A 26,406-nucleotide genomic window follows, 5' to 3' on the forward strand; every position below is an offset into this window, starting at 1 on the left:
ATCCCGAACTCAGTAGTGAAACGATGTATCGCCGATGGTAGTGTGGGGTTTCCCCATGTGAGAGTAGGTCATCGTCAAGATTAAATTCCAGAACCCCTGATCGCTTACGCGTTCAGGGGTTTTGTTTATGCGCGAAGAAAAAGCTTCGCCACCCCGAAACTTCGCTTCGCAGTCTTCGGCAGTTCCTATAGGTCCTATGTTGTCGCCGTGTCTCCATGCGCACGATGTAGCTTTTGCTATCGCTGAATTAACGATGAGTCGTTTCTATGCATCTTCGTCCTGCGTGGCTATGATGCGAGCCTTATTGCATGGCGATCTCTAAATGCTGACGTTGTTGAAGCTCCTTGAGGATGGGAAATTTCATTCTGGGCAGGCTCTGGGCGAGGCTCTCGGGGTAAGTCGTACTTCTGTGTGGAAGCAGCTGCAGCTGTTGGAGTCTGAGCTGCATATTGGCGTCCATAAGGTCAGAGGCCGCGGATATAAGCTCGAGAGTCCTTTATCTCTTTTGCAGGGTAGTGAGATATCCGCGGTGGCCGGGGATGCAAGTGGCTGGCCGGTTATTGTCTACGATTCGATAGGGTCAACCAATGCGGCTGCGATGAAGCTGATTGCGGAGAGCGTCCCTACGCCTTTTGTCGTGATGGCCGAGCGCCAGACTGCTGGGCGTGGTCGCAGAGGCCGAAAGTGGGTAAGTCCATTTGGCGAGAACATCTACTACAGCTTGGCCCTTCGAATCGATGGAGGGATGCGCCAGCTCGAAGGAATGAGTCTTCTGATTGGATTGGCCGTACTGAAGACTTTGCGAGAAATGGGCGTACAGGGTGCCGGATTGAAGTGGCCAAATGACGTCCTTGTGGGGCAGCGTAAGATCGCCGGAATACTCCTGGAGTTGGTTGGTGATCCTGCTGATGTCTGTCATGTGATTATAGGCATTGGAATAAACGTGAACATGCGAGCGACAGAGGAGGTCGATCAGCTGTGGACCTCATTGAGGCTGGAGACCGGCATCCTGTGTAGTCGCAATGCGCTAGCTGGCAAGTTGACCAGCAATATCGAGGGTTACTTATCTGCCCATCAGATATCCGGTTTTGCGGAGTTCAGGGCTGAATGGGAGAGTAATCACCTATGGCAGGGCTGTGCTGTCAGTTTGCTTGCCGGCACTCAGGTGGTTGAGGGCACTGTTTTGGGTATTGATTCGCAAGGTGCGCTGCGATTGCTGGTTGGAGATGAAGAGAAAGTGTTTAGTGGTGGAGAGCTCAGCTTGAGGTTGCGTGATGATACTTGAGCTGGATTGTGGGAATAGTTTCATAAAATGGCGTGTCATTCGCCAGGGGCTGCCGGGGCTAGTATCGGGTGGCGTGGTCGACTCTGATGAAAAGCTTATTGAGGATATTGCGGCTACTCCCGGGTTGACCCTCCGTCATAGCCGTATGGTTAGCGTGCGCAGTCCTGAGGAAACCCAGAAGCTGGTGGCGATGATTGCTGAAGCGTTCAGCCTCGAAACCCGGTGCGCGAGTTCGGCCAAAATATTAGCGGGTGTAGAGAACGGCTACGAAGCTTTCGAGCGATTGGGGCTTGATCGTTGGCTGGCTTTGGTGGGCGCTTATGCAACTGTCGGCAAGGCCTGCCTCATACTTGATTTGGGTACGGCGATTACCTCGGATTTTGTCAGCGCTGATGGTGAGCATCTGGGGGGGTATATATGCCCGGGCATGCCTCTGATGCGCGGCCAGCTTCGCACTCATACCAGGCGTATTCGATACGACGATGCGGCTGCCGAAGAGGCTCAGTCCAGCTTGGCCCCGGGCCGCTCTACGGCGGAAGCTGTGGAACGGGGTTGCACGCTGATGCTAAGGGGGTTTGCGGCTTCTCAGTTAACACTTGCGCAGCAGTATCTCGGGGATGATTTCATCGTGTTTGTGACGGGTGGAGATGCTGAGTTGATCAGGGATGTCACGCCGGGTGCGAGGCACATGCCTGATCTGGTATTCGTTGGTCTCGCGTTAGCCTGTCCTTTGGCTTGAGGTTTTTATGCGGTGGTTATTTCTTTTGCTGCTTATGCTCAATGGTCTCTATTACGTGTGGCATCAGCAAGAGGCTCCGTTAAGGGCGAAAGAAGTTTTGCCGCTGTCTCTTTATCGGGCTGAGCAGCAAAACATACATCTCCTCAGTGAGACCGAGGGTAGTGCGGAGTCGTTGGGTGAGCGCGAGGCTCCGGACAAATGTCTCTACTTGGGTGGGTTTGCGCGACAGGAGGAGGCGCGCACGGTTGAGCAGCGTCTAATGAGTCTTGATGTGCAGACTCAATTGCGGGAGATCCATCTTGATGGTGCCAATGCGTACTGGATTAAAATAGAACCTGCCAGCCGTCGTCTTGTCGGAGATGCTCTTTTGAGAGGGTTTGCTCAGGATTTCCCCGATCTGAAAAATAAAATAATGTTGTGCGAAGGCATTGCAACCGCGCAGTAGTTTGCATAGAATGGCGCCCGCTTCGCAGTGCTTGATAATTTTTAAAAGGCTCTGCAACTGCGGTCAACGTTTGTAACCTCAGGTTTTTAATGAGAAAAAGGTTGACAGAAGGGTAGCATGAGTTGAGAATGCTGCCTCGTTCAGGAGGGGTTCCCGAGCGGCCAAAGGGATCAGACTGTAAATCTGACGTCTACGACTTCGAAGGTTCGAATCCTTCTCCCTCCACCATATTTAAGGCTGTGTAGCAAGTTAGGCGGGTATAGTTTAGTGGTAGAACCTCAGCCTTCCAAGCTGATGATGCGGGTTCGATTCCCGCTACCCGCTCCAGATTTGCTGTATGTCCGAAGAGTTTGCTCTTGTAGCTCAGTTGGTAGAGCACACCCTTGGTAAGGGTGAGGTCAGCGGTTCAAATCCGCTCAAGAGCTCCATTATAAAGGCAGATATGAAAATATCTGCCTTTGCTTTACTAGTCGTTTCGGTGTGTTTGGAATGATTGGTTCTGGTCTTTTTGCCTATACGTCTCCTGGTCTTGGGTTTCGTAGGTTGGTCGGGTGGGAAGGCAGTTGAAAAATTATTGTTGGGCTGGCATATTGGTCGGCCTGATTTTGCTTTTAGGTCAGTAGCTCAATTGGCAGAGCGACGGTCTCCAAAACCGTAGGTTGGGGGTTCGATTCCCTCCTGACCTGCCAGATTCACTAGATTGTATCTGGCTTTCTTTTCACAGGATTATCGTAGATGACTCTCAAGGCTGAAGCCCAAGAATCTCGCTTCGATCTGCTCAAGTGGCTGGTTGTGGTCGCTCTGGTAGTGGTTGGGGTTGTCGGTAATCAATACTACTCAGCTCAGCCTATTTTGTATCGCGTCCTGGTCCTGCTTGTGCTGGCTGGGGTTGCTGCATTTGTAGGTCTGCAGACTGGTCGGGGCAAGGCTTTCTTTGTTTTGGCTAAGGAAGCTCGTGCTGAAATTCGCAAAGTCGTTTGGCCGACTCGCCAAGAAACCACGCAGACCACTTTGATTGTGGTGGCTGTTGTTCTGGTTATGGCGTTGCTGTTGTGGGGGCTTGACTCCCTGCTCGGCTGGCTTGTTTCCTTGATTGTTGGCTAAGGGTGTCCCGTGGCTAAGCGTTGGTACGTAGTGCATGCTTATTCGGGTTACGAAAAGCATGTAATGCGCTCGTTGATCGAGCGTGTGAAGCTGGCTGGCATGGAAGATGGCTTCGGCGAAATTCTGGTTCCCACTGAAGAAGTGGTGGAAATGCGTAATGGCCAGAAGCGCAAAAGCGAACGTAAATTCTTTCCAGGATATGTGCTGGTCCAGATGGACATGAACGAAGGTACTTGGCACTTGGTCAAGGATACTCCTCGTGTTATGGGCTTCATTGGTGGCACGGCTGACAAGCCTGCTCCGATTACTGATAAAGAAGCTGATGCGATACTTCGTCGCGTTGCTGATGGCAGCGACAAGCCTAAGCCTAAGACTCTGTTTGAGCCGGGTGAAGTGGTTCGCGTCACAGATGGTCCATTCGCTGATTTTAATGGCACTGTCGAAGAAGTTAACTACGAGAAGAGCCGCATTCAAGTTGCAGTGCTCATTTTCGGTCGCTCTACTCCGGTGGAGCTGGAGTTCAGTCAGGTCGAAAAGGTCTAGCTGATCGAGAATCCCACACCCCGTAGCCGAAGGCTGTGGGGTTTTTTCGTCACTGGGATAAACGTGCAAGTAACCGGGGAGCCTTAATTGGCGTTTGAACCCGTAATTGGAGTGCCTCATGGCCAAGAAAATTACCGCTTACATCAAGCTGCAAGTGAAAGCTGCTCAAGCTAACCCAAGCCCGCCAGTAGGTCCGGCCTTGGGTCAGCACGGCGTGAACATCATGGAATTCTGCAAGGCCTTCAACGCCCGTACTCAGGGTCTTGAGCCGGGTCTGCCAACTCCAGTGATCATCACTGTCTATAGCGACCGTAGCTTCACTTTCGAAACAAAGAGCACCCCTGCTTCGGTTCTGCTGAAGAAAGCTGCTGGTCTGACTAGCGGTTCGGCACGTCCGAACACCGTTAAAGTTGGCACCGTGACTCGTGCACAGTTGGAAGATATCGCTAAAGCAAAAAATGCGGATCTGACTGCTGCTGACATGGAAGCGGCCGTGCGTACTATCGCCGGTTCCGCTCGTAGCATGGGCCTTAACGTGGAGGGTGTGTAATGGCTAAGCTGACTAAGCGCCAAAAAGCTATCGCGGCTAAAATCGAGCCGGGCAAATCTTACAGCTTCACCGACGCAGCTACGCTGCTGGCCGAGCTGTCGACCGTTAAGTTCAGTGAGTCTGTAGACGTTGCTGTAAACCTCGGTGTTGACCCGCGTAAATCTGACCAGGTTGTTCGTAGCGCTACTGTGCTGCCGCACGGCACTGGCAAGACTGTTCGCGTTGCTGTGTTCACCCAGGGTCCTGCTGCAGAAGCCGCTCTGGCTGCTGGCGCTGATCGTGTTGGTATGGACGATCTGGCTGCCGAAATGAAAGGCGGCGACCTGAACTACGACGTAGTTATCGCTTCCCCGGACGCGATGCGTGTTGTTGGTCAGTTGGGTCAGATTCTCGGTCCTCGCGGCCTGATGCCTAACCCTAAAGTCGGCACTGTTACTCCTGACGTGGCTAACGCCGTCAAGAATGCCAAGGCTGGTCAGGTTCGTTATCGCACCGACAAAAACGGCATCATCCACACTTCAGTTGGCAAGGTCGGTTTCGACGCAGTCAAGCTGAAAGAAAACGTTGAAGCCCTGATCGCTGATCTTAAGCGTATCAAGCCAGCTTCTTCGAAAGGCATCTACGTTAAGCGCGTAACCTTGAGCACCACTATGGGCCCAGGCCTGGTGATCGACCAGGGTTCCCTGGACGCGTAAGACGTGCTGGTGCGCTTGTCGCACCAGCAAAAAATTGGGGTCCCTGCCTGGCGGGGGCTATCCAAGACCGTAGGCGGCGCGAGTCTTAAAACACAAGCCTACGCAGATGGTGCTCCCGGTTCCTTACCGAATCAGACACCAAAACGACATCCGGCTTAGGTCAGATGAAACGGTAACAAGCAGGAGTTAAACCCGTGGCAATTAAACTCGAAGACAAGAAGGCCATCGTCGCTGAAGTCAACGAGGCTGCCAAAGTCGCTCTGTCTGCTGTCGTGGCTGATGCCCGTGGCGTGACAGTTGGCGCAATGACCGGACTCCGTAAAGAGGCTCGTGAAGCTGGCGTTTATGTACGCGTTGTACGTAACACCCTGCTCAAGCGCGCTGTTGAAGGTACTGATTACAGTGTCCTCAACGACGCGTTCACTGGCCCGACCCTGATTGCTTTCTCCAACGAACATCCTGGCGCTGCTGCCCGTTTGTTCAAAGAGTTTGCCAAGGGTCAGGATAAGTTCGAGATCAAGGCAGCTGCGTTCGAGGGCAAGTTCCTCGCAGCTAATCAGATCGACGTGCTGGCAACCTTGCCGACCCGTGACGAAGCAATCTCCCAGCTGATGAGCGTGATTCAAGGCGCTACCAGCAAATTGGCTCGTACTCTGGCGGCTATTCGCGACCAAAAAGAAGCTACCGCAGCCTAAGGCTCCGTACCTCCTTTCGCGTATTTTTGTTTATTTCGATGGTCGCGTAGGCCGTCCCCCAATTCAGGAATTAGATTCATGTCTATCTCTCAAGACGATATCCTCAACGCAGTTGGCGAAATGTCCGTTCTGCAGGTTGTTGAGCTGATCAAAGCCTTCGAAGAAAAGTTCGGCGTAACTGCTGCAGCTGCTTCGGCTGGTCCAGCTGCTGCTGCCGCTGTTGTTGAAGAGCAAACTGAATTCAACGTCATGCTGCTGGAAGCTGGCGAGAAGAAAGTTAACGTCATCAAGGCTGTACGTGAGCTGACCGGTCTGGGCTTGAAAGAAGCCAAGGCTGTAGTTGACGGCGCCCCAGCACTGGTTCTGGAAGCAGTTGCGAAAGACGCTGCTGACAAAGCCAAAGCTGCGCTGGAAGAAGCAGGCGCTAAAGTCGAGCTGAAATAAGTATCGACTTTGAGTGTCCAGCCCAAGCGTTAAGCGAAAGGCTGATGGCTGGTGGCTCTTGCCACCGGCCTTTTTCCGTTATAGATGACTGGCTCGGCCGGTATCCATAGCGCGTAAAAACCACCGGTGATGGTGGCGCAAACCAAGGGGTTTGCACGATTTTCTGGCTGTTCCCGTCGGGAGGAGCCAAACAAGCAGGTGACCAAGCTGGGGAACGCTGATGGCTTACTCATATACTGAGAAAAAACGTATCCGCAAGGACTTTAGCAAGTTGCCGGACGTAATGGATGTGCCGTATCTCCTGGCCATCCAGCTGGATTCGTATCGCGAATTCCTGCAAGCGGGAGCGACCAAAGATCAGTTCCGCGACGTCGGTCTGCATGCAGCCTTCAAATCCGTTTTCCCGATCATCAGCTACTCCGGCAATGCTGCGCTGGAGTATGTAGGTTATCGCTTGGGCGAACCGGCATTTGATGTCAAAGAGTGTGTGCTGCGCGGTGTGACTTACGCTGTACCTCTGCGAGTAAAAGTCCGTCTGATCATTTTCGACAAAGAGTCGTCGAACAAAGCGATCAAGGACATCAAAGAGCAAGAAGTCTACATGGGTGAAATCCCCCTGATGACTGAAAACGGTACCTTCGTTATCAATGGTACCGAGCGCGTTATCGTTTCCCAGCTGCACCGTTCCCCGGGCGTGTTCTTTGACCACGACCGCGGTAAGACGCACAGCTCCGGCAAGCTGCTTTACTCCGCTCGTATCATTCCTTACCGCGGTTCGTGGCTGGACTTCGAGTTCGATCCAAAGGACTGTGTATTCGTCCGTATCGACCGTCGTCGCAAGCTGCCTGCGTCAGTATTGCTGCGCGCGCTGGGTTATACGACCGAACAGGTTCTGGATGCGTTCTACACCACCAACGTTTTCCATGTGCAGGGTGAAAACCTTAGCCTGGAACTGGTGCCTCAGCGCCTGCGCGGTGAAATTGCAGTCCTGGACATCCTGGATGACAAGGGCAAGGTTATTGTTGAGCAGGGCCGCCGTATCACGGCTCGTCACATTAATCAGCTGGAAAAAGCCGGCATCAAACAGCTGGAAGTTCCTTTGGACTACGTCCTGGGTCGCACCACTGCCAAAGTCGTTGTGCATCCAGCCACTGGTGAAATCATTGCCGAGTGCAACACCGAGCTGAACACTGAAATCCTGGCCAAAATCGCCAAGGCTCAGGTTGTTCGCATCGAAACGTTGTACACCAACGATATCGACTGTGGTCCGTTCGTATCCGACACGCTGAAGATCGATTCCACCAGCAACCAGCTCGAAGCGCTGGTTGAGATCTACCGCATGATGCGTCCAGGCGAGCCGCCTACCAAGGACGCAGCAGAGACTCTGTTCAACAACCTGTTCTTCAGTCCAGAGCGCTATGACCTCTCTGCTGTTGGCCGGATGAAGTTCAACCGTCGTATCGGTCGTACCGAGATCGAAGGTTCTGGCGTCCTGTGCAAAGAAGATATCGTTGCCGTTCTCAAGACGCTGGTTGATATCCGTAACGGTAAAGGCATCGTCGACGACATCGACCACTTGGGTAACCGTCGTGTTCGTTGTGTTGGCGAGATGGCTGAAAACCAGTTCCGCGTTGGCCTGGTGCGTGTTGAGCGTGCGGTCAAAGAGCGTCTGTCGATGGCAGAAAGCGAAGGCCTGATGCCTCAGGACCTGATCAACGCCAAGCCAGTTGCCGCTGCTGTTAAAGAGTTCTTCGGTTCCAGCCAGCTTTCGCAGTTCATGGACCAGAACAACCCGCTGTCCGAGATTACTCACAAGCGTCGTGTGTCTGCACTCGGCCCTGGTGGTTTGACTCGTGAGCGTGCTGGCTTTGAAGTTCGTGACGTGCACCCGACTCACTACGGTCGTGTATGCCCGATTGAAACGCCGGAAGGTCCGAACATCGGTCTGATCAACTCCTTGGCTGCTTACGCGCGCACCAACCAGTACGGTTTCCTCGAGAGCCCGTACCGCGTTGTTAAAGACGCTCTGGTAACTGACGAAATCGTTTTCCTCTCAGCTATTGAAGAAGCCGATCACGTCATTGCTCAGGCTTCTGCGGCAATGAACGACAAGAAGGTCCTGATCGACGAGCTGGTTGCCGTACGTCACTTGAACGAGTTCACCGTCAAGGCTCCAGAAGACGTGACGCTGATGGACGTATCGCCGAAGCAGGTAGTCTCGGTCGCGGCCTCTCTGATCCCGTTCCTCGAGCACGACGACGCCAACCGTGCGTTGATGGGTTCGAACATGCAGCGTCAGGCTGTACCAACCCTGCGTGCTGACAAGCCGCTGGTAGGTACTGGCATGGAGCGCAACGTGGCTCGCGACTCCGGCGTTTGCGTCGTAGCTCGTCGTGGCGGCGTGATCGACTCTGTTGATGCAAGCCGTATCGTGGTTCGTGTTGCTGATGACGAAGTTGAAACCGGTGAAGCTGGTGTCGACATCTACAACCTGACCAAGTACACCCGCTCCAACCAGAACACCTGCATCAACCAGCGTCCGCTGGTTAGCAAGGGTGATCGTGTTGAGCGTAGCGACATCATGGCTGATGGTCCGTCCACCGATATGGGTGAGCTGGCTCTGGGTCAGAACATGCGCATCGCGTTCATGGCATGGAACGGCTTCAACTTCGAAGACTCCATCTGCCTGTCCGAGCGTGTTGTTCAGGAAGATCGTTTCACCACGATCCACATTCAGGAACTGACCTGTGTGGCGCGTGACACCAAGCTTGGGCCTGAAGAAATCACTGCAGACATCCCGAACGTGGGTGAAGCTGCACTGAATAAACTGGACGAAGCCGGTATCGTTTATGTAGGTGCTGAAGTTGGTGCTGGCGACATTCTGGTAGGTAAGGTCACGCCTAAAGGCGAGACCCAGCTCACTCCAGAAGAAAAACTGCTGCGCGCTATCTTCGGTGAGAAGGCAAGCGACGTTAAAGACACATCCCTGCGCGTACCTACCGGTACCAAGGGTACTGTCATTGACGTTCAGGTCTTCACCCGTGATGGCGTTGAGCGTGACGCTCGCGCACTGTCCATCGAGAAAACTCAGCTGGACGAGATCCGTAAGGACTTGAACGAAGAGTTCCGTATCGTTGAAGGCGCTACTTTTGAACGTCTGCGTTCCGCCCTGGTTGGCCGTAAGGTCGAAGGCGGCGCTGGCTTGAAGAAAGGCCAGGACATCACCGACGAAGTTCTCGACGGTCTTGAGCACGGCCAGTGGTTCAAACTGCGCATGGCTGAAGATGCTCTGAACGAGCAGCTCGAGAAGGCTCAGGCTTACATCGTTGACCGTCGCCGTCTTCTGGATGACAAGTTCGAAGACAAGAAACGCAAACTGCAGCAGGGCGATGACCTGGCTCCAGGCGTTTTGAAAATCGTCAAGGTTTACCTGGCAATCCGTCGTCGCATCCAGCCGGGCGACAAGATGGCCGGTCGTCACGGTAACAAAGGTGTGGTCTCCGTGATCATGCCAGTTGAGGACATGCCGCACGATGCCAATGGCACCCCGGTCGACATCGTTCTCAACCCGTTGGGCGTTCCTTCGCGTATGAACGTTGGTCAGATTCTCGAAACTCACCTGGGCTTGGCGGCCAAGGGCTTGGGCGAGAAGATCAACCGCATGCTCGAAGAGCAGCGTAAAGTTGCTGAACTGCGTAAGTTCCTGACCGAGATCTACAACGAGATCGGTGGCCGTCAAGAGAAGCTGGAGGACTTTAGCGATAAAGAAATCCTGGATCTGGCGAAGAACCTGCGTAATGGTGTGCCAATGGCTACGCCTGTGTTCGACGGCGCCAAGGAAGTTGAAATCAAGGCAATGCTCAAACTGGCAGATATGCCAGAGAGCGGCCAGATGCAGCTGTTCGATGGTCGCACCGGCAACAAGTTCGAGCGTCCGGTTACCGTTGGCTACATGTACATGCTGAAGCTGAACCACTTGGTGGACGACAAGATGCATGCGCGTTCCACTGGTTCTTACAGCCTCGTTACCCAGCAGCCGCTGGGTGGTAAGGCTCAGTTCGGTGGTCAGCGTTTCGGGGAGATGGAGGTGTGGGCGCTGGAAGCATACGGCGCGGCCTACACTCTGCAGGAAATGCTCACAGTGAAGTCGGACGATGTGAACGGCCGTACCAAGATGTACAAAAACATCGTGGATGGCGATCACCGTATGGAGCCGGGCATGCCCGAGTCCTTCAACGTGTTGATCAAAGAAATCCGTTCGCTCGGCATCGATATCGATCTGGAAACCGAATAACACGTGACGCGAATCGAGGGTGGGTCGGTATGACTGCCCTCTGCTCCGCCAGGAGGAAAGGCCTTGAAAGACCTACTGAATTTGCTGAAAAACCAGGGTCAAGTCGAAGAGTTCGACGCCATCCGTATTGGATTGGCCTCGCCTGAGATGATCCGTTCGTGGTCGTTCGGTGAAGTTAAAAAACCGGAAACCATCAACTACCGTACGTTCAAACCCGAGCGTGACGGCTTGTTCTGCGCCAAGATCTTTGGTCCGGTCAAGGATTACGAGTGCCTGTGCGGTAAGTACAAGCGCCTGAAACACCGTGGTGTGATCTGCGAGAAGTGCGGCGTTGAAGTTGCGCTGGCCAAAGTCCGTCGTGAGCGTATGGCTCACATCGAACTGGCATCGCCTGTCGCCCACATCTGGTTCCTGAAGTCCCTGCCGTCCCGTATCGGCTTGCTGATGGACATGACCCTGCGTGATATCGAACGCGTTCTCTACTTCGAGAGCTATGTCGTTATCGATCCAGGCATGACCACCCTTGAAAAAGGTCAGCTGCTGAACGATGAGCAGTACTTCGAAGCTTTGGAAGAGTTCGGTGATGACTTCGACGCCCGTATGGGTGCTGAAGCTGTTCGCGAGCTCCTGCACGCTATCGATCTTGAGCACGAGATTGGTCGTCTGCGCGAAGAAATTCCGCAAACCAACTCCGAAACCAAGATCAAGAAGCTGTCCAAGCGTTTGAAACTGATGGAAGCCTTCCAGGGCTCGGGCAACCTGCCTGAGTGGATGGTTCTGACCGTTCTGCCGGTTCTGCCGCCAGATCTGCGTCCATTGGTTCCGCTGGACGGCGGTCGCTTCGCGACTTCTGACCTCAACGATCTGTATCGTCGAGTGATCAACCGTAACAACCGTTTGAAGCGCCTGCTTGATCTGTCCGCTCCGGACATCATCGTGCGCAACGAAAAGCGCATGTTGCAGGAAGCTGTCGATGCTCTGCTCGACAACGGCCGTCGCGGTCGCGCCATTACTGGTTCGAATAAGCGTCCTCTGAAATCCCTGGCTGACATGATCAAGGGTAAGCAGGGTCGTTTCCGTCAGAACTTGCTCGGTAAGCGTGTTGACTACTCGGGCCGTTCGGTAATTACCGTTGGTCCGACCCTGCGTCTGCACCAGTGCGGTCTGCCGAAGAAAATGGCTCTCGAGCTGTTCAAGCCGTTCATTTTTGGCAAGCTGGAAATGCGTGGCCTCGCCACGACCATCAAAGCTGCCAAGAAAATGGTTGAGCGTGAACTGCCAGAGGTTTGGGACGTTCTCGCGGAAGTTATTCGCGAACACCCAGTGCTTCTGAACCGTGCGCCAACGCTTCACCGTCTGGGTATCCAGGCTTTTGAACCGGTACTGATCGAAGGTAAGGCTATTCAGCTGCACCCTCTGGTCTGTGCTGCGTACAACGCCGACTTCGACGGCGACCAGATGGCCGTACACGTACCGCTGACGCTGGAAGCCCAGCTCGAAGCGCGTGCGTTGATGATGTCGACCAACAACATTCTGTCGCCAGCCAACGGTGAGCCAATCATCGTTCCTTCGCAGGACGTTGTATTGGGTCTGTACTACATGACTCGTGAAGCGATCAACGCCAAAGGCGAAGGTCGTGTGTTCGCGGATCTGCAGGAAGTTGACCGCGTATTCCGTGCCGGCGAAGCCGCGCTGCATGCCAAGGTTAAAGTCCGGATCCACGAAACGATCAATGATCGTGATGGTGGCAGCGTCAAGAACACCCGTATTGTCGACACCACTGTCGGCCGTGCGCTGCTGTTCCAGGTGGTTCCGGCCGGCCTGTCGTATGACGTGGTCAACCAGCCAATGAAGAAAAAGGCGATCTCCAAGCTGATCAACCAGTGCTACCGCGTGGTTGGTTTGAAAGAGACCGTTATCTTCGCTGACCAGTTGATGTACACCGGTTTTGCCTACTCGACTATTTCGGGTGTTTCCATTGGTGTTAACGACTTCGTTATCCCTGATGAGAAAGCTCGCATCATCGACGCAGCTACCGAAGAAGTTAAAGAGATCGAAAGTCAGTACGCCTCGGGCCTGGTAACTCAGGGCGAGAAGTACAACAAGGTAATCGACCTTTGGTCCAAGGCGAACGACGAAGTCTCGAAAGCGATGATGTCGAACCTGTCCAAAGAGCGCGTTATCGACCGTCACGGCGTCGAAGTTGATCAGGAATCCTTCAACTCGATGTACATGATGGCTGACTCCGGCGCACGGGGTTCGGCAGCACAGATTCGTCAGTTGGCGGGTATGCGTGGTCTGATGGCCAAGCCGGACGGCTCGATCATCGAGACGCCGATTACCGCTAACTTCCGTGAAGGTTTGAGCGTACTTCAGTACTTCATCTCGACTCACGGTGCTCGTAAGGGTCTTGCGGATACCGCGTTGAAGACAGCTAACTCCGGTTATCTGACTCGTCGTCTGGTTGACGTTGCTCAGGATCTGGTTGTTACCGAAGTCGACTGCGGTACCGAACACGGTCTGCTGATGACTCCGCACATTGAAGGCGGCGACGTTGTTGAGCCATTGGGTGAGCGCGTACTGGGTCGAGTAATCGCCCGTGACGTATTCAAGCCTGGCACCGACGAAGTCATCGTGCCTGCCGGTACTCTGGTAGATGAGAAGTGGGTTGAGTTCATCGAGCTGAACAGCATCGACGAAGTAATCGTTCGCTCGCCAATCAGCTGTGAAACCCGTTACGGCATCTGCGCCAAGTGCTACGGCCGTGATCTGGCTCGTGGTCACCAGGTAAACATCGGTGAAGCGGTCGGCGTTATTGCTGCCCAGTCCATCGGTGAGCCAGGTACCCAGCTGACCATGCGTACGTTCCACATCGGTGGTGCGGCAAGCCGGACCTCTGCTGCTGACAGCGTTCAGGTGAAAAATGGCGGTACTGTCCGTCTGCACAACCTGAAGCACGTTGAGCGAGTTGACGGTCACCTGGTAGCTGTGTCCCGTTCCGGTGAGCTGGCGATTGCTGATGACTACGGTCGTGAGCGTGAGCGTTACAAGCTGCCTTACGGTGCAGTGATTTCGGTGAAGGAAGGCGATAAGGTCGACGCTGGCTCAATCGTGGCCAAGTGGGATCCGCACACTCACCCAATCGTTACCGAAATGAAAGGTACCGTGACCTACGTGGGCATGGAAGAAGGCATCACGATCAAGCGTCAGACAGACGAATTGACCGGTATGACCAACATTGAAGTCTTGGATGCCAAAGACCGTCCTGCTGCCGGTAAGGACATCCGTCCAGCCGTCAAGATGGTAGGTCTGGATGGCAAGGATCTGCTGTTGCCAGGTACAGATGTGCCGGCACAGTATTTCCTGCCTGCTAACGCCTTGGTTGGTGTGGCTGACGGTGCGCAGATCGCGATCGGTGATGTTATCGCTCGTATCCCGCAAGAGACTTCCAAGACCCGCGACATCACCGGTGGTCTGCCGCGTGTTGCCGACTTGTTCGAAGCTCGTCGTCCGAAAGAGGCGTCGATCCTTGCAGAGGTCAGCGGTACCATTGCTTTCGGTAAAGAAACCAAAGGCAAGCGTCGTCTGGTTATCACGCCTAACGACGGTAGCGATCCATACGAAGAGCTGATTCCGAAGTGGCGTCACCTGAACGTCTTCGAAGGCGAACAGGTTAACCGCGGCGAAGTTATCTCTGACGGTCCTAGCGATCCACACGACATCCTGCGTCTGCTGGGTGTGAGTGCGCTGGCCAAGTACATCGTGAACGAGATTCAAGACGTTTACCGTCTGCAGGGCGTGAAGATCAACGATAAGCACATCGAGACCATTCTGCGTCAGATGCTGCGTAAAGTTGAAATCTCCGAATCTGGCGATTCCACCTTCATCAAAGGTGATCAGATGGAGTTGACTCACGTTCTCGTAGAAAACGAGCGCTTGAACACTGACGAGAAGTTTGTCGCCAAGTTCACCCGCGTACTGCTGGGTATCACCAAGGCTTCGTTGTCCACTGAGTCGTTCATCTCCGCGGCGTCTTTCCAAGAGACAACTCGCGTACTGACCGAAGCAGCGGTTACCGGCAAGCGCGATTATCTGCGCGGCTTGAAAGAGAACGTGGTCGTAGGTCGTTTGATCCCCGCGGGTACCGGTCTGGCTTATCACAGCGAGCGCAAGCGTCGTCGTGATGTTGACAAGCCGTTGCGTGTCAGCGCTAGCGAAGTCGAAGCAGCATTGACTGAAGCGTTGAACTCAAGCGGTAACTAAAGAGTAAGGCCTCGGTCTCCTTTCTCACCGAGCGACAGGTAAATCCTGTTGTTCGGCGCGAAAGGAGCTCGGGGCTTTGTCTTGACTGGGGGCAAGATCCTCTTTAGACTCTTGTACCCCTAAATTTGGCGGGACTCGCGTCCTGCCATTTTGCTTTTCTTGCAAGACAATAGCGTCGCAAGACAACAGTGGAGCTAGTAGATGGCAACTATCAACCAGCTGGTACGTCAGCCGCGTAAGCGTATCGTCGAGAAATCCGACGTGCCTGCGCTGCAGAACTGCCCGCAACGTCGTGGCGTATGCACTCGTGTGTATACCACCACGCCGAAAAAACCTAACTCGGCACTGCGTAAAGTATGCCGTGTGCGCCTGACCAACGGTTTCGAGGTTTCCTCGTACATCGGTGGTGAAGGTCACAACCTGCAAGAACACAGCGTGGTACTGATTCGTGGCGGTCGTGTAAAAGACTTGCCAGGTGTTCGTTATCACACCGTTCGCGGTTCTTTGGATACTTCCGGCGTTAAAGGTCGTAACCAGGGTCGCTCGAAGTACGGTACCAAGAAGCCTAAGTAGTATTTGGCTTCCTGTGACAAATTGCAGATTTCTATTTTTCTGAGTCGATAAGAGTAAGGTCGGGCGCACTCCAGAGTGAGTGGTGGTCCCGAGCTACCTGAAGACCGTTTGAGGGCTTATCCATGCCAAGAAGACGCGTAGCAGCCAAGCGCGAAGTGCTTGACGATCCAAAATACGGAAGCCAAATTCTGGCCAAGTTCATGAACCACGTGATGGAAAGCGGCAAAAAAGCCGTTGCCGAGCGTATCGTTTATGGCGCGCTGGAAAAGGTTAAAGAACGCAAGAACAGCGATCCCCTGGAAATCTTCGAGAAAGCTCTCGACGCCATCGCTCCGCTGGTCGAAGTGAAGTCGCGCCGTGTAGGCGGTGCTACTTACCAGGTTCCGGTCGAAGTTCGTCCGTCCCGTCGTAATGCATTGGCAATGCGCTGGCTGGTAGACTTCGCGCGCAAGCGCGGTGAGAAGTCTATGGCTCTGCGTTTGGCTGGCGAACTGCTGGACGCCGCTGAAGGTAAAGGTGCTGCAGTTAAGAAGCGTGAAGACGTGCACCGTATGGCTGAAGCTAACAAAGCTTTCTCGCACTACCGCTTCTAATTTCAGCGTCACTAATTTTGCGAGGGCTTTATGGCTCGTACTACTCCGATTAACCGCTACCGTAACATCGGTATCGTTGCTCACGTGGATGCTGGTAAAACCACCACCACCGAGCGCGTCCTTTTTTACACTGGCGTAAACCACAAAATGGGCGAGGTGCATGATGGCGCCGCGACCATGGACTGGATGGTGCAAGAGCAGGAGCGGGGTATTACCATTACTTCCGCTGCAACGACTGCATTCTGGGCTGGCTCCGTTAAGCAGTTCGAGAAGCATCGCTTCAATATCATCGATACTCCGGGTCACGTTGACTTCACCATTGAAGTAGAGCGCTCTTTGCGCGTACTCGATGGTGCGGTCGTTGTGTTCTGTGGTACTTCGGGTGTTGAGCCTCAGTCCGAAACTGTATGGCGTCAAGCCAACAAGTACGGTGTTCCGCGTCTTGTTTACGTAAACAAGATGGACCGTGCTGGTGCGAACTTCCTGCGCGTGATCGGTCAGATCAAGCAGCGCCTGGGTCACACTCCGGTGCCAATTCAGTTGGCTATCGGCTCTGAAGACAACTTCCAGGGTCAGATCGATCTGATGACCATGGAAGCGGTTTACTGGGATGACGCCGACAAGGGCATGGCTCCTCGTCGCGAAGCTATTCCTGCTGAGCTGCAAGAGTTGGCTGATGAGTGGCGTAGCAACATGGTTGAAGCTGCTGCTGAAGCCAGTGAAGAGCTGATGAACAAGTACCTTGAGGGTGAAGAGCTCACCAACGAGGAAATCGAAGGCGCTTTGCGTCAGCGTACTATCGCTGGTGAAATCGTTCTCGCTGTTTGCGGTTCTTCCTTCAAGAACAAGGGCGTTCCCCTGGTTCTCGATGCGGTGATCAAGTACCTGCCTGCGCCTGTGGACATTCCTGCCATCAAGGGTTCCGATCCGGATGACGAGACTGTCGAAATGGAGCGTCATGCAGACGACAATGAGCCGTTCTCGGCTCTGGCGTTCAAGATCGCTACAGACCCGTTCGTGGGTACTTTGACCTTTGCTCGTGTTTACTCGGGTGTGTTGAGCTCCGGCGACGGCGTGATCAACTCGGTAAAAGGCAAGAAAGAGCGTGTTGGTCGTATGGTGCAAATGCATGCGAACACCCGTGAAGAGATCAAAGAAGTTCGCGCTGGTGACATCGCGGCTCTGATCGGCATGAAGGACGTCACTACTGGTGACACCCTCTGCTCGGCTGACAAGCCAATCATCCTGGTTCGCATGGACTTCCCGGAGCCGGTTATTTCGGTTGCCGTTGAGCCAAAAACCAAGGATGACCAGGAAAAAATGGGTATCGCTCTGGGCAAACTTGCTCAGGAAGACCCGTCTTTCCGCGTCAAGACTGATGAAGAGACTGGTCAAACGATCATCTCTGGCATGGGCGAATTGCACCTGGACATCCTGGTTGACCGGATGCGCCGTGAGTTCAACGTCGAAGCCAACATCGGCAAGCCACAGGTTTCCTATCGTGAGAAGATCACGAAGGCTTGTGAGATCGAAGGCAAGTTCGTTCGTCAATCCGGCGGTCGTGGCCAGTTCGGCCATTGCTGGATTCGTTTTGCTCCTGCTGACGAAGGTCAGGAAGGTCTGCAGTTCGTGAACGAAGTGGTTGGTGGTGTTGTTCCTAAGGAATACATCCCGGCTATCCAGAAGGGTATCGAAGAGCAGATGAAGAACGGTGTTGTTGCCGGCTATCCGCTGATCGGCCTGAAGGCTACCGTTTTCGATGGTTCTTACCACGACGTCGACTCCAACGAGATGGCGTTTAAGGTGGCAGCCTCCATGGCGACCAAGCAACTCGCTACCAAAGGTGGTGGTGTTGTTCTTGAGCCGATCATGAAGGTTGAAGTTGTTACACCTGAGGACTACATGGGTGACGTGATGGGTGACCTGAACCGTCGTCGTGGTCTGATCCAGGGTATGGAAGATACGGTTTCTGGCAAAGTGATTCGCGCCGAAGTACCGTTGGGTGAGATGTTCGGTTATGCGACCGACGTTCGCTCCATGTCTCAGGGTCGCGCGAGCTACTCCATGGAATTCTCCAAATACTCCGAAGCTCCGTCGAATGTCGTCGAAGCTATCGTTAAAAAACAAGGCTGATTTCAGCCCCTTTAGGCTAGGAGTTCACTGTCGTGGCTAAAGAAAAATTTGAACGTAACAAACCGCACGTCAACGTTGGCACCATCGGTCACGTTGACCACGGTAAAACCACTCTGACTGCTGCTCTGACTCGCGTCTGCTCCGAAGTTTTCGGTTCGGCTAAAGTCGACTTCGATAAAATCGATAGCGCACCAGAAGAAAAAGCTCGCGGTATCACCATCAACACCGCTCACGTTGAATACGATTCGGCCGTTCGCCACTACGCGCACGTTGACTGCCCAGGTCACGCCGACTACGTAAAAAACATGATCACCGGTGCTGCTCAGATGGACGGCGCTATCCTGGTTTGTTCCGCTGCTGACGGCCCGATGCCTCAGACTCGTGAGCACATCCTGCTGTCCCGTCAGGTAGGCGTTCCGTACATCGTTGTCTTCCTGAACAAGGCTGACATGGTTGACGACGCAGAGCTGCTGGAACTGGTTGAAATGGAAGTTCGTGATCTGCTGAGCACTTACGAGTTCCCAGGTGACGACACTCCGATCATCATCGGTTCTGCTCTGATGGCTTTGAACGGCCAAGACGACAACGAAATGGGAACCACTGCCGTTAAGAAACTGGTTGAGACTCTGGACAGCTACATCCCAGAACCAGTTCGTGCTATCGACAAGCCGTTCCTGATGCCTATCGAAGACGTATTCTCGATCTCCGGTCGCGGTACTGTTGTGACTGGTCGTGTTGAGCGTGGCATCATCAAGATCCAGGAAGAAGTAGAGATCGTGGGTCTGCGTGACACCACCAAAACTACTTGCACTGGCGTTGAGATGTTCCGCAAGCTGTTGGACGAAGGTCGTGCTGGTGAGAACTGTGGCGTTCTGCTGCGTGGCACCAAGCGTGACGACGTTGAGCGTGGTCAGGTTCTGGTTAAGCCGGGTACCGTTAAGCCGCACACTCAGTTCGAAGCTGAAATCTACGTGCTGAGCAAAGAAGAGGGTGGTCGTCACACTCCTTTCTTCAAGGGCTATCGTCCACAGTTCTACTTCCGTACTACCGACGTAACTGGTAGCTGCGAACTGCCGGAAGGCACCGAAATGGTTATGCCAGGTGATAACGTTAAAGTTTCCGTTACCCTGATCAAGCCAATCGCAATGGAAGATGGTCTGCGTTTCGCAATTCGTGAAGGCGGTCGTACCGTCGGCGCTGGCGTCGTAGCCAAAATCATCGCGTAAGCAATGATTTGATAAAAAGCCTCCGCTTGCGGGGGCTTTTTTATTGGGTTGACACCCTGTCAGCCCATCTATAGAATTGCGCCTCCTTTTAACGGGCGTATTGCGCTCGGTGGGAACAGCAATCTGGAGTCTGAATCCAATGCAAAACCAGCAAATCCGTATCAGGTTGAAGGCTTTTGACCATCGCCTGATCGACCAATCCACCCAGGAAATCGTGGAAACCGCGAAACGTACTGGTGCTCAGGTGCGTGGTCCAATTCCACTGCCGACCCGTAAAGAGCGGTTCACCGTTCTGGTTTCTCCGCACGTCAACAAAGACGCGCGCGACCAGTACGAGATCCGTACTCATAAACGCGTTCTGGACATTGTTCAGCCAACGGATAAAACCGTTGATGCGCTTATGAAGCTTGATCTTGCGGCCGGTGTGGAAGTGCAGATCAGCCTCGGCTAAGACTTGGGTCTTAGTCGTGTAACGCTCTGAAATGGGCGGCCATAGCGGGTGAAAGCCCCGTACACTCATGAGGTTTACAACATGACTATTGGTGTAGTCGGTCGTAAATGCGGTATGACCCGTATTTTCACCGAAGAAGGTGTCTCCATTCCGGTTACGGTCATTGAGATCGAGCCGAATCGCGTCACCCAGTTCAAAACTGAAGAAACCGATGGCTATCGTGCAGTGCAAGTCACTGTCGGCGAGCGTCGCGCTTCGCGTGTTACAGCTGCTCAAGCTGGCCACTTCGCTAAAGCGAACGTTGCCGCTGGTCGTGCCGTGATGGAGTTCCGTCTTGAAGAAGGCGAATACCAAGCAGGCGACCTGATCAACGCTGAAATCTTCGCTGCTGGTCAGCTGGTTGATGTAACCGGTCAGTCCAAAGGTAAAGGCTTCCAGGGTACGATCAAGCGTTGGAATTTCCGCGGGCAAGATAACACCCACGGTAACTCCGTATCCCACCGCGTCCCAGGCTCTATCGGCCAGTGCCAGACTCCTGGTCGTGTATTCAAGGGCAAAAAAATGTCCGGTCATATGGGCGCTGAGCGCGTGACCGTGCAGTCCCTGGAAGTAGTGCGCGTGGACGCTGAACGCAATCTGTTGTTGGTCAAGGGCGCTGTTCCTGGCGCTACTGGCGGCAACCTGGTTGTACGTCCAGCAGCCAAGGCTCGCGGTTAAGGGGAAGCTGACATGCAATTAAATGTAAATGACGCTCAGGCAATCGAAGTTTCCGAACTGACATTTGGCGGCGAGTTCAACGAGACACTGGTTCACCAGGCAGTCGTGGCCTACATGGCTGGCGGTCGTCAGGGTACCAAGCAGCAAAAGACCCGTTCTGATGTCCGTGGTGGCGGTAAGCGCCCGTGGCGTCAAAAGGGTACTGGCCGTGCTCGTGCCGGTACAATCCGTAGCCCAATCTGGCGTGGCGGTGGTACCACTTTCGCAGCACGTCCACAGGATCACTCTCAGAAGCTCAACAAGAAGATGTATCGCGCAGCTCTGCGCTCCATCCTTGCTGAACTGGTTCGTACTGATCGTCTGGTCGTGGTTCAGGACTTCGCTGTTGAAGCACCGAAAACCAAAGATCTGCTGAACAAGCTGACTGGTATGGGCCTGACTGACGTCTTGATCGTATCTGATGCTGTTGACCAGAACCTGTACCTGGCTGCTCGCAACCTGCCGCACGTAGATGTACGTGACGTTCAAGGTTCCGATCCAGTTAGTCTGATCGCATACGACAAAGTGTTGATCACTGTGTCGGCCGTGAAGAAATTCGAGGAGCTGCTGGGATGAACCAGGAACGCGTATTTAAAGTTCTGCTTGGCCCGCACGTTTCCGAAAAGGCTACGGTTCTTGCAGACAAGAAAGGTCAGTTCGTTTTCAAGGTTGCTACTGACGCAACCAAGCTGGAAATCAAGAAGGCCGTCGAAAGCCTGTTCAGCGTGAAAGTAGAGCGTGTTACTACCCTGAATGTTTTGGGTAAGAGCAAGCGCACTGCTCGCGGTCTGGGCAAGCGTAATGACTGGAAGAAGGCAGTTATCTCCCTTCAACCAGGCCAAGATCTCGATTTCAGCAGCAGTGCTGAGTAAGGAAGGGGTGCATCATGGCAATCGTTAAATGCAAACCGACTTCCCCTGGCCGCCGTTTTGTGGTCAAGGTGGTCAACCAGGAGCTGCATAAAGGCGCTCCTCACGCACCGCTGCTCGAGAAAAAATCGAAGTCTGGTGGTCGTAACAACAATGGCCGTATTACTACCCGTCATATCGGTGGTGGTCATAAGCAGCATTATCGTCTGGTCGACTTCCGTCGCAACGACAAAGATGGCATCGCTGCCACTGTCGAGCGTATCGAATACGATCCAAACCGTACTGCTCACATCGCATTGCTGCTGTACGCAGATGGCGAGCGTCGCTACATCATCGCCCCTAAAGGCGTTAGTGCTGGCGATCAGCTGATTGCAGGCGCTTTGGCTCCAATCAAGCCGGGTAACGCTCTTCAACTGCGCAACATTCCAGTTGGTAGCACCGTTCACGGTATTGAGCTGAAGCCAGGTAAAGGTGCACAGATCGCTCGTTCCGCTGGTGCTTCTGCTCAGCTGATCGCTCGTGAAGGTGTCTACGTGACCCTGCGTCTGCGTTCGGGTGAAATGCGTAAAGTGCTTTCCGAGTGCCGTGCAACGCTGGGCGAAGTCTCGAACTCCGAGCACAGCCTGCGTTCCTTGGGTAAAGCTGGTGCCAAGCGCTGGCGTGGCGTTCGCCCAACCGTTCGTGGTGTTGCCATGAACCCGGTTGATCACCCACATGGTGGTGGTGAAGGTCGTACCTCTGGTGGTCGTCATCCGGTATCGCCGTGGGGCTTCCCGACTAAGGGCGCGAAGACTCGTGGTAATAAGCGTACCGACAAAATGATCGTCCGTCGTCGCAAGTAAATAGAGGGATACGACAGTGCCACGTTCTCTGAAAAAAGGTCCTTTTATTGATCTTCACCTACTGAAGAAGATCGAAGTGGCGGCGGAAAAGAACGATCGCAAACCGGTGAAAACCTGGTCGCGTCGTTCGATGATCCTGCCACAAATGGTCGGTTTGACCATTGCTGTGCATAACGGTCGCCAACATGTCCCAGTTCTCGTGAACGAAGACATGGTCGGCCATAAACTGGGCGAGTTTGCCGGTACCCGCACTTATCGTGGGCACGTGGCAGACAAGAAAGCCAAGCGTTAAGGGGTAAGGAACGATGGAAGTAGCCGCTAAGTTGTCGGGCGCTCGAATCTCCGCCCAGAAAACCCGCTTGGTCGCCGACCAGATCCGCGGGAAGAAGGTGGGCGAAGCGCTCAACCTGTTGGCTTTCAGCAACAAGAAAGCTGCCGAGATCCTGAAGAAAGTGCTGGAGTCGGCTGTAGCCAACGCCGAGCACAACGAAGGCGCAGACGTTGATGACCTCCGGGTCTCTACTGTTTTCGTCAACGAAGGGCGTTCGCTGAAGCGCATCATGCCACGTGCCAAAGGCCGTGCTGATCGCATCGTCAAGCGGTCTTGCCATATCACTGTCAAGGTTGCTGACAAGTAACGGAGTCGAAGAGATGGGTCAGAAAGTACATCCCATTGGCATTCGCCTGGGAATCGTCAAGGAGCACACCTCCGTCTGGTACGCAGACGGTCGGACTTATGCGGACTATTTGTTCGCTGATCTGAAAGTGCGTGAGTATCTCCAAGACAAACTAAAAAGCGCGTCCGTAAGCCGTATCGATATCCATCGTCCGGCTCAGACAGCACGCATCACCATCCACACCGCTCGTCCAGGTATCGTTATCGGGAAGAAAGGTGAAGATGTTGAGAAACTGCGTCAGGACCTGACCAAGCAAATGGGTGTGCCTGTGCACATCAATATCGAAGAGATCCGTAAGCCGGAGCTCGACGGTATGCTGGTTGCGCAGAGCGTAGCTCAGCAGCTGGAGCGTCGTGTAATGTTCCGTCGCGCTATGAAGCGCGCTGTCCAGAACGCAATGCGCATTGGTGCCAAAGGCATCAAAATCCAAGTGAGCGGTCGTCTCGGCGGTGCTGAAATCGCACGTACTGAATGGTATCGCGAAGGTCGTGTGCCTTTGCACACCCTGCGTGCCGACATCGACTATGCCAACTACGAAGCTCACACCACTTACGGTGTGATCGGTGTAAAGGTTTGGATCTTCAAAGGCGAAGTAATTGGTGGTCGCCAAGAAGAACTGAAACCACAAGCACCTGCGCCTCGTAAAAAAGCTGCTAAGTAAGGGGTACGCCAAATGTTGCAACCAAAGCGTACGAAGTTCCGCAAGCAGATGACAGGCCACAACCGTGGTCTGGCATTGCGCGGTAGCAAAGTCAGCTTCGGCGAGTTCGCGCTGAAGTCTGTTGCTCGTGGTCGTCTCACTGCCCGTCAGATTGAGTCAGCGCGTCGTGCACTGACCCGTCACGTTAAGCGTGGCGGTAAAATCTGGATCCGTGTATTCCCGGACAAGCCTGTAACCAAAAAGCCCCTCGAAGTTCGTATGGGTAAAGGTAAGGGTAACGTGGAGTACTGGGTTGCCCAGATTCAGCCAGGCAAAGTCCTGTATGAAATCGAGGGTGTTTCTGAAGAGCTGGCGCGTGAGGCTTTCGCCCTGGCTGCTGCAAAGCTGCCGCTCGCCACCTCCTTTGTTAAACGGACGGTGATGTGATGAAAGCGAATGAACTTCGTGAAAAATCAGCACAGCAGCTGAACGAGCAACTGCTCGGCCTGCTGCGCGACCAGTTCAATCTGCGTATGCAGAAAGCAACTGGCCAGTTGGGGCAGTCTCACCTGCTCTCGCAAGTTAAGCGTGACATCGCTCGCGTGAAGACTGTGCTCAACCAGCAGGCAGGTAAGTAATCATGGCTGAAGCCGAAAAAACCGTCCGTACGCTGACTGGCCGTGTTGTCAGCGACAAGATGGACAAGACCATCACCGTTCTGATCGAGCGTCGCGTTAAGCACCCGATCTACGGTAAATACGTTAAGCGTTCGACTAAGCTGCACGCGCACGACGAAACCAATCAATGCCACATCGGCGACAAAGTCACGATTCGTGAAACTCGTCCTGTAGCCAAGACCAAGTCTTGGGCACTGGTTGATATTCTCGAACGCGCTGTGGAAGTCTAAGGACTAGGGGTCGGAGAAATTATATGATTCAGACTCAATCCATGCTCGATGTGGCCGATAACAGCGGCGCACGCCGCGTTATGTGCATCAAGGTGCTGGGTGGCTCCCATCGTCGTTACGCTGGTATCGGTGACATCATCAAAGTTACCGTCAAGGAAGCAATTCCTCGCGGTAAGGTGAAAAAAGGCCAAGTGATGACTGCTGTTGTAGTCCGCACTCGCCATGGCGTCCGTCGTGCTGACGGCTCCATCATCCGCTTTGATGGCAACGCTGCTGTTCTTTTGAACAATAAGCAAGAGCCGATCGGCACCCGTATCTTTGGGCCAGTGACCCGTGAACTTCGTACTGAGAAGTTCATGAAGATCGTCTCGCTCGCCCCAGAAGTGCTGTAAGGAGATCCGACATGCAAAAGATTCGTCGTGACGACGAGATCATCGTGATCGCCGGCAAAGACAAAGGTAAGCGCGGTAAGGTGCTCAAGGTTCTCGCTGACGACCGTTTGGTCGTTGGTGGGATCAACCTGGTAAAGCGTCATACCAAGCCTAACCCGATGTCGGGCGTACAGGGCGGTATCGTCGAGAAAGAAGCGCCACTGCACGCTTCTAACGTCGCTATTTTCAATGGTGCAACCAACAAGGCTGATCGCGTTGGTTTCAAAGTTGAAGATGGCAAGAAAATTCGTGTCTTCAAGTCGACCCAAAAAGCGGTTGATGCTTGAACACTGCTAGGTAGAAGACCATGGCACGACTAAAAGAGATTTACCGGAAGGAAATCGCTCCGAAGCTTAAAGAAGAACTTAAGCTGTCGAACGTGATGGAAGTTCCGCGCGTTACCAAAATCACCCTGAACATGGGTCTGGGCGAAGCGATCGGTGACAAAAAAGTCATCGAGCACGCTGTTGCTGACCTGGAAAAGATCACCGGTCAAAAAGTCGTTGTGACTTACGCTCGGAAATCCATCGCTGGCTTTAAAGTCCGTGAAGGTTGGCCGATCGGTGTCAAAGTGACTCTGCGCCGTGAGCGTATGTATGAATTCCTGGATCGTCTGCTGTCGATCTCCCTGCCTCGGGTTCGCGACTTCCGCGGCCTGAATGCCAAGTCCTTCGATGGTCGTGGTAACTACAGCATGGGCGTGAAAGAGCAGATCATTTTCCCGGAAATCGACTACGACAAGATCGATGCTCTCCGCGGTCTGGACATTACCCTGACCACCACTGCCAAGAACGATGATGAAGGCCGCGCTTTGCTGCGTGCTTTCAAATTCCCGTTCCGCAACTGATTGGAGTAGGAAAATGGCCAAGAAGAGCATGAAGAACCGTGAGCTGAAGCGTCAGCTCACCGTTGCCAAGTACGCCACCAAGCGTGCAGCGCTCAAAGCAATCATCGTTGATCTGAACGCAAGTCCAGAAGCGCGTTGGGAAGCTACCGTAGCTCTGCAGAAGCAGCCACGTGACGCAAGCGCTGCGCGCATGCGTAACCGCTGCCGCATCACTGGTCGTCCGCACGGCGTTTACCGCAAGTTCGGCCTTGGCCGTAACAAGCTGCGTGAAGCTGCAATGCGTGGTGACGTACCAGGTCTGGTTAAAGCCAGCTGGTAATACGCCTTTCACGCAGGATTCCGGTCGGTCGCGAAGGTGATTGGTCGGAATCAAGCCTGAATTTGAATCAAGCCCCTATTGGGGC

At 53.8% G+C, this 26,406-nt stretch carries 30 protein-coding genes, 4 tRNA genes and 1 rRNA gene; all 35 read left to right on the forward strand.

Annotated features, from left to right (window positions below):
• A 5S ribosomal RNA gene (gene rrf / locus EE949_RS30075) occupies positions 1–80 on the forward strand; the annotation flags it as partial.
• Between the two features lie 242 nt (positions 81–322).
• Positions 323–1,285 (forward strand): bifunctional biotin--[acetyl-CoA-carboxylase] ligase/biotin operon repressor BirA, encoded by a 963-nt coding sequence (birA, locus tag EE949_RS01400; RefSeq protein WP_122662251.1) that lies wholly within the window; start codon positions 323–325, stop codon positions 1,283–1,285.
• Entirely contained in the window at positions 1,275–2,024 is a 750-nt protein-coding gene (locus EE949_RS01405) for a pantothenate kinase (RefSeq protein ID WP_122662253.1), read from the forward strand. The genes birA and EE949_RS01405 overlap by 11 nt, the downstream gene beginning before the upstream one ends.
• A gap of 7 nt (positions 2,025–2,031) precedes the next feature.
• Positions 2,032–2,469: a hypothetical protein gene (locus EE949_RS01410; protein WP_122662255.1), complete on the forward strand. Its 438-nt coding sequence runs from the start codon at positions 2,032–2,034 to the stop codon at positions 2,467–2,469.
• Positions 2,470–2,612: 143 nt separating this feature from the next.
• Positions 2,613–2,697, forward strand: a tRNA-Tyr gene (locus tag EE949_RS01415).
• 25 nt (positions 2,698–2,722) lie between these two features.
• Positions 2,723–2,796 (forward strand) — tRNA-Gly (locus EE949_RS01420).
• A 25-nt stretch (positions 2,797–2,821) separates the two neighbouring features.
• Positions 2,822–2,897: transfer RNA gene (locus tag EE949_RS01425), tRNA-Thr, on the forward strand.
• 185 nt (positions 2,898–3,082) lie between these two features.
• Positions 3,083–3,158, forward strand: a tRNA-Trp gene (locus EE949_RS01430).
• A 46-nt stretch (positions 3,159–3,204) separates the two neighbouring features.
• Entirely contained in the window at positions 3,205–3,573 is a 369-nt protein-coding gene (gene secE / locus EE949_RS01435) for a preprotein translocase subunit SecE (RefSeq protein WP_032626526.1), read from the forward strand.
• Between the two features lie 9 nt (positions 3,574–3,582).
• Complete coding sequence (nusG, locus tag EE949_RS01440) at positions 3,583–4,116, forward strand: transcription termination/antitermination protein NusG (protein ID WP_020290714.1); 534 nt, start codon at positions 3,583–3,585, stop codon at positions 4,114–4,116.
• Between the two features lie 118 nt (positions 4,117–4,234).
• Positions 4,235–4,666, forward strand: coding sequence for a 50S ribosomal protein L11 (gene rplK / locus EE949_RS01445; RefSeq protein ID WP_020290713.1), 432 nt, complete (start codon positions 4,235–4,237; stop codon positions 4,664–4,666).
• Entirely contained in the window at positions 4,666–5,361 is a 696-nt protein-coding gene (gene rplA, locus EE949_RS01450; protein WP_032626524.1) for a 50S ribosomal protein L1, read from the forward strand. Before rplK ends, rplA begins: the two co-directional genes overlap by 1 nt.
• A 194-nt stretch (positions 5,362–5,555) precedes the next feature.
• Positions 5,556–6,056: a 50S ribosomal protein L10 gene (gene rplJ / locus EE949_RS01455; RefSeq protein WP_122662257.1), complete on the forward strand. Its 501-nt coding sequence runs from the start codon at positions 5,556–5,558 to the stop codon at positions 6,054–6,056.
• Positions 6,057–6,134: 78 nt separating this feature from the next.
• The gene (gene rplL / locus EE949_RS01460) at positions 6,135–6,500 is read left to right on the forward strand and encodes a 50S ribosomal protein L7/L12 (RefSeq protein ID WP_122662259.1); all 366 of its coding nucleotides are present in this window, start codon (positions 6,135–6,137) and stop codon (positions 6,498–6,500) included.
• A 220-nt stretch (positions 6,501–6,720) separates the two neighbouring features.
• Entirely contained in the window at positions 6,721–10,794 is a 4,074-nt protein-coding gene (rpoB, locus tag EE949_RS01465) for a DNA-directed RNA polymerase subunit beta (RefSeq protein ID WP_122662261.1), read from the forward strand.
• A 63-nt stretch (positions 10,795–10,857) separates the two neighbouring features.
• Positions 10,858–15,057, forward strand: coding sequence for a DNA-directed RNA polymerase subunit beta' (gene rpoC / locus EE949_RS01470; protein WP_122662263.1), 4,200 nt, complete (start codon positions 10,858–10,860; stop codon positions 15,055–15,057).
• A gap of 201 nt (positions 15,058–15,258) precedes the next feature.
• On the forward strand, positions 15,259–15,630 hold the full coding sequence (gene rpsL / locus EE949_RS01475) for a 30S ribosomal protein S12 (RefSeq protein WP_002555494.1): 372 nt from the start codon (positions 15,259–15,261) through the stop codon (positions 15,628–15,630).
• A 122-nt stretch (positions 15,631–15,752) separates the two neighbouring features.
• Positions 15,753–16,223 carry a 30S ribosomal protein S7 gene (gene rpsG, locus EE949_RS01480; protein ID WP_002555493.1) on the forward strand — a complete coding sequence of 157 codons (471 nt, stop codon included), beginning with the start codon at positions 15,753–15,755 and terminating at the stop codon, positions 16,221–16,223.
• Positions 16,224–16,253: 30 nt separating this feature from the next.
• Positions 16,254–18,356 carry an elongation factor G gene (gene fusA, locus EE949_RS01485; protein ID WP_122662265.1) on the forward strand — a complete coding sequence of 701 codons (2,103 nt, stop codon included), beginning with the start codon at positions 16,254–16,256 and terminating at the stop codon, positions 18,354–18,356.
• A gap of 32 nt (positions 18,357–18,388) precedes the next feature.
• Positions 18,389–19,582, forward strand: coding sequence for an elongation factor Tu (gene tuf / locus EE949_RS01490; protein WP_122662267.1), 1,194 nt, complete (start codon positions 18,389–18,391; stop codon positions 19,580–19,582).
• A gap of 139 nt (positions 19,583–19,721) precedes the next feature.
• On the forward strand, positions 19,722–20,033 hold the full coding sequence (rpsJ, locus tag EE949_RS01495) for a 30S ribosomal protein S10 (RefSeq protein ID WP_003186070.1): 312 nt from the start codon (positions 19,722–19,724) through the stop codon (positions 20,031–20,033).
• A gap of 81 nt (positions 20,034–20,114) precedes the next feature.
• On the forward strand, positions 20,115–20,750 hold the full coding sequence (gene rplC / locus EE949_RS01500) for a 50S ribosomal protein L3 (protein ID WP_027898301.1): 636 nt from the start codon (positions 20,115–20,117) through the stop codon (positions 20,748–20,750).
• Positions 20,751–20,762: 12 nt separating this feature from the next.
• Positions 20,763–21,365, forward strand: coding sequence for a 50S ribosomal protein L4 (gene rplD, locus EE949_RS01505; protein WP_020290705.1), 603 nt, complete (start codon positions 20,763–20,765; stop codon positions 21,363–21,365).
• Positions 21,362–21,661: a 50S ribosomal protein L23 gene (gene rplW, locus EE949_RS01510; RefSeq protein ID WP_002555488.1), complete on the forward strand. Its 300-nt coding sequence runs from the start codon at positions 21,362–21,364 to the stop codon at positions 21,659–21,661. The genes rplD and rplW overlap by 4 nt, the downstream gene beginning before the upstream one ends.
• 14 nt (positions 21,662–21,675) lie before the next feature.
• Positions 21,676–22,500, forward strand: coding sequence for a 50S ribosomal protein L2 (rplB, locus tag EE949_RS01515; RefSeq protein WP_003317104.1), 825 nt, complete (start codon positions 21,676–21,678; stop codon positions 22,498–22,500).
• A gap of 16 nt (positions 22,501–22,516) precedes the next feature.
• Positions 22,517–22,792: a 30S ribosomal protein S19 gene (gene rpsS, locus EE949_RS01520; protein WP_002555486.1), complete on the forward strand. Its 276-nt coding sequence runs from the start codon at positions 22,517–22,519 to the stop codon at positions 22,790–22,792.
• A 13-nt stretch (positions 22,793–22,805) separates the two neighbouring features.
• Entirely contained in the window at positions 22,806–23,138 is a 333-nt protein-coding gene (gene rplV / locus EE949_RS01525) for a 50S ribosomal protein L22 (protein WP_027898302.1), read from the forward strand.
• Positions 23,139–23,151: 13 nt separating this feature from the next.
• The gene (rpsC, locus tag EE949_RS01530; protein ID WP_003176422.1) at positions 23,152–23,838 is read left to right on the forward strand and encodes a 30S ribosomal protein S3; all 687 of its coding nucleotides are present in this window, start codon (positions 23,152–23,154) and stop codon (positions 23,836–23,838) included.
• Between the two features lie 12 nt (positions 23,839–23,850).
• Positions 23,851–24,264, forward strand: a complete 414-nt coding sequence (gene rplP / locus EE949_RS01535; RefSeq protein WP_003186052.1) for a 50S ribosomal protein L16 — start codon at positions 23,851–23,853, stop codon at positions 24,262–24,264.
• Complete coding sequence (rpmC, locus tag EE949_RS01540) at positions 24,264–24,455, forward strand: 50S ribosomal protein L29 (RefSeq protein WP_002555481.1); 192 nt, start codon at positions 24,264–24,266, stop codon at positions 24,453–24,455. Before rplP ends, rpmC begins: the two co-directional genes overlap by 1 nt.
• A 2-nt stretch (positions 24,456–24,457) precedes the next feature.
• Positions 24,458–24,724 carry a 30S ribosomal protein S17 gene (rpsQ, locus tag EE949_RS01545; RefSeq protein ID WP_002555480.1) on the forward strand — a complete coding sequence of 89 codons (267 nt, stop codon included), beginning with the start codon at positions 24,458–24,460 and terminating at the stop codon, positions 24,722–24,724.
• Between the two features lie 23 nt (positions 24,725–24,747).
• Positions 24,748–25,116, forward strand: a complete 369-nt coding sequence (gene rplN, locus EE949_RS01550; RefSeq protein WP_002555479.1) for a 50S ribosomal protein L14 — start codon at positions 24,748–24,750, stop codon at positions 25,114–25,116.
• Positions 25,117–25,127: 11 nt separating this feature from the next.
• Complete coding sequence (gene rplX, locus EE949_RS01555) at positions 25,128–25,442, forward strand: 50S ribosomal protein L24 (protein ID WP_002555478.1); 315 nt, start codon at positions 25,128–25,130, stop codon at positions 25,440–25,442.
• A 20-nt stretch (positions 25,443–25,462) separates the two neighbouring features.
• Positions 25,463–26,002, forward strand: a complete 540-nt coding sequence (gene rplE, locus EE949_RS01560) for a 50S ribosomal protein L5 (RefSeq protein WP_003210069.1) — start codon at positions 25,463–25,465, stop codon at positions 26,000–26,002.
• 13 nt (positions 26,003–26,015) lie between these two features.
• Positions 26,016–26,321 carry a 30S ribosomal protein S14 gene (gene rpsN / locus EE949_RS01565; protein WP_032626507.1) on the forward strand — a complete coding sequence of 102 codons (306 nt, stop codon included), beginning with the start codon at positions 26,016–26,018 and terminating at the stop codon, positions 26,319–26,321.
• The last annotated feature ends 85 nt before the right edge of the window (positions 26,322–26,406 follow it).

Source organism: Pseudomonas viridiflava (assembly GCF_900602065.1).
Lineage (GTDB): Bacteria > Pseudomonadota > Gammaproteobacteria > Pseudomonadales > Pseudomonadaceae > Aquipseudomonas.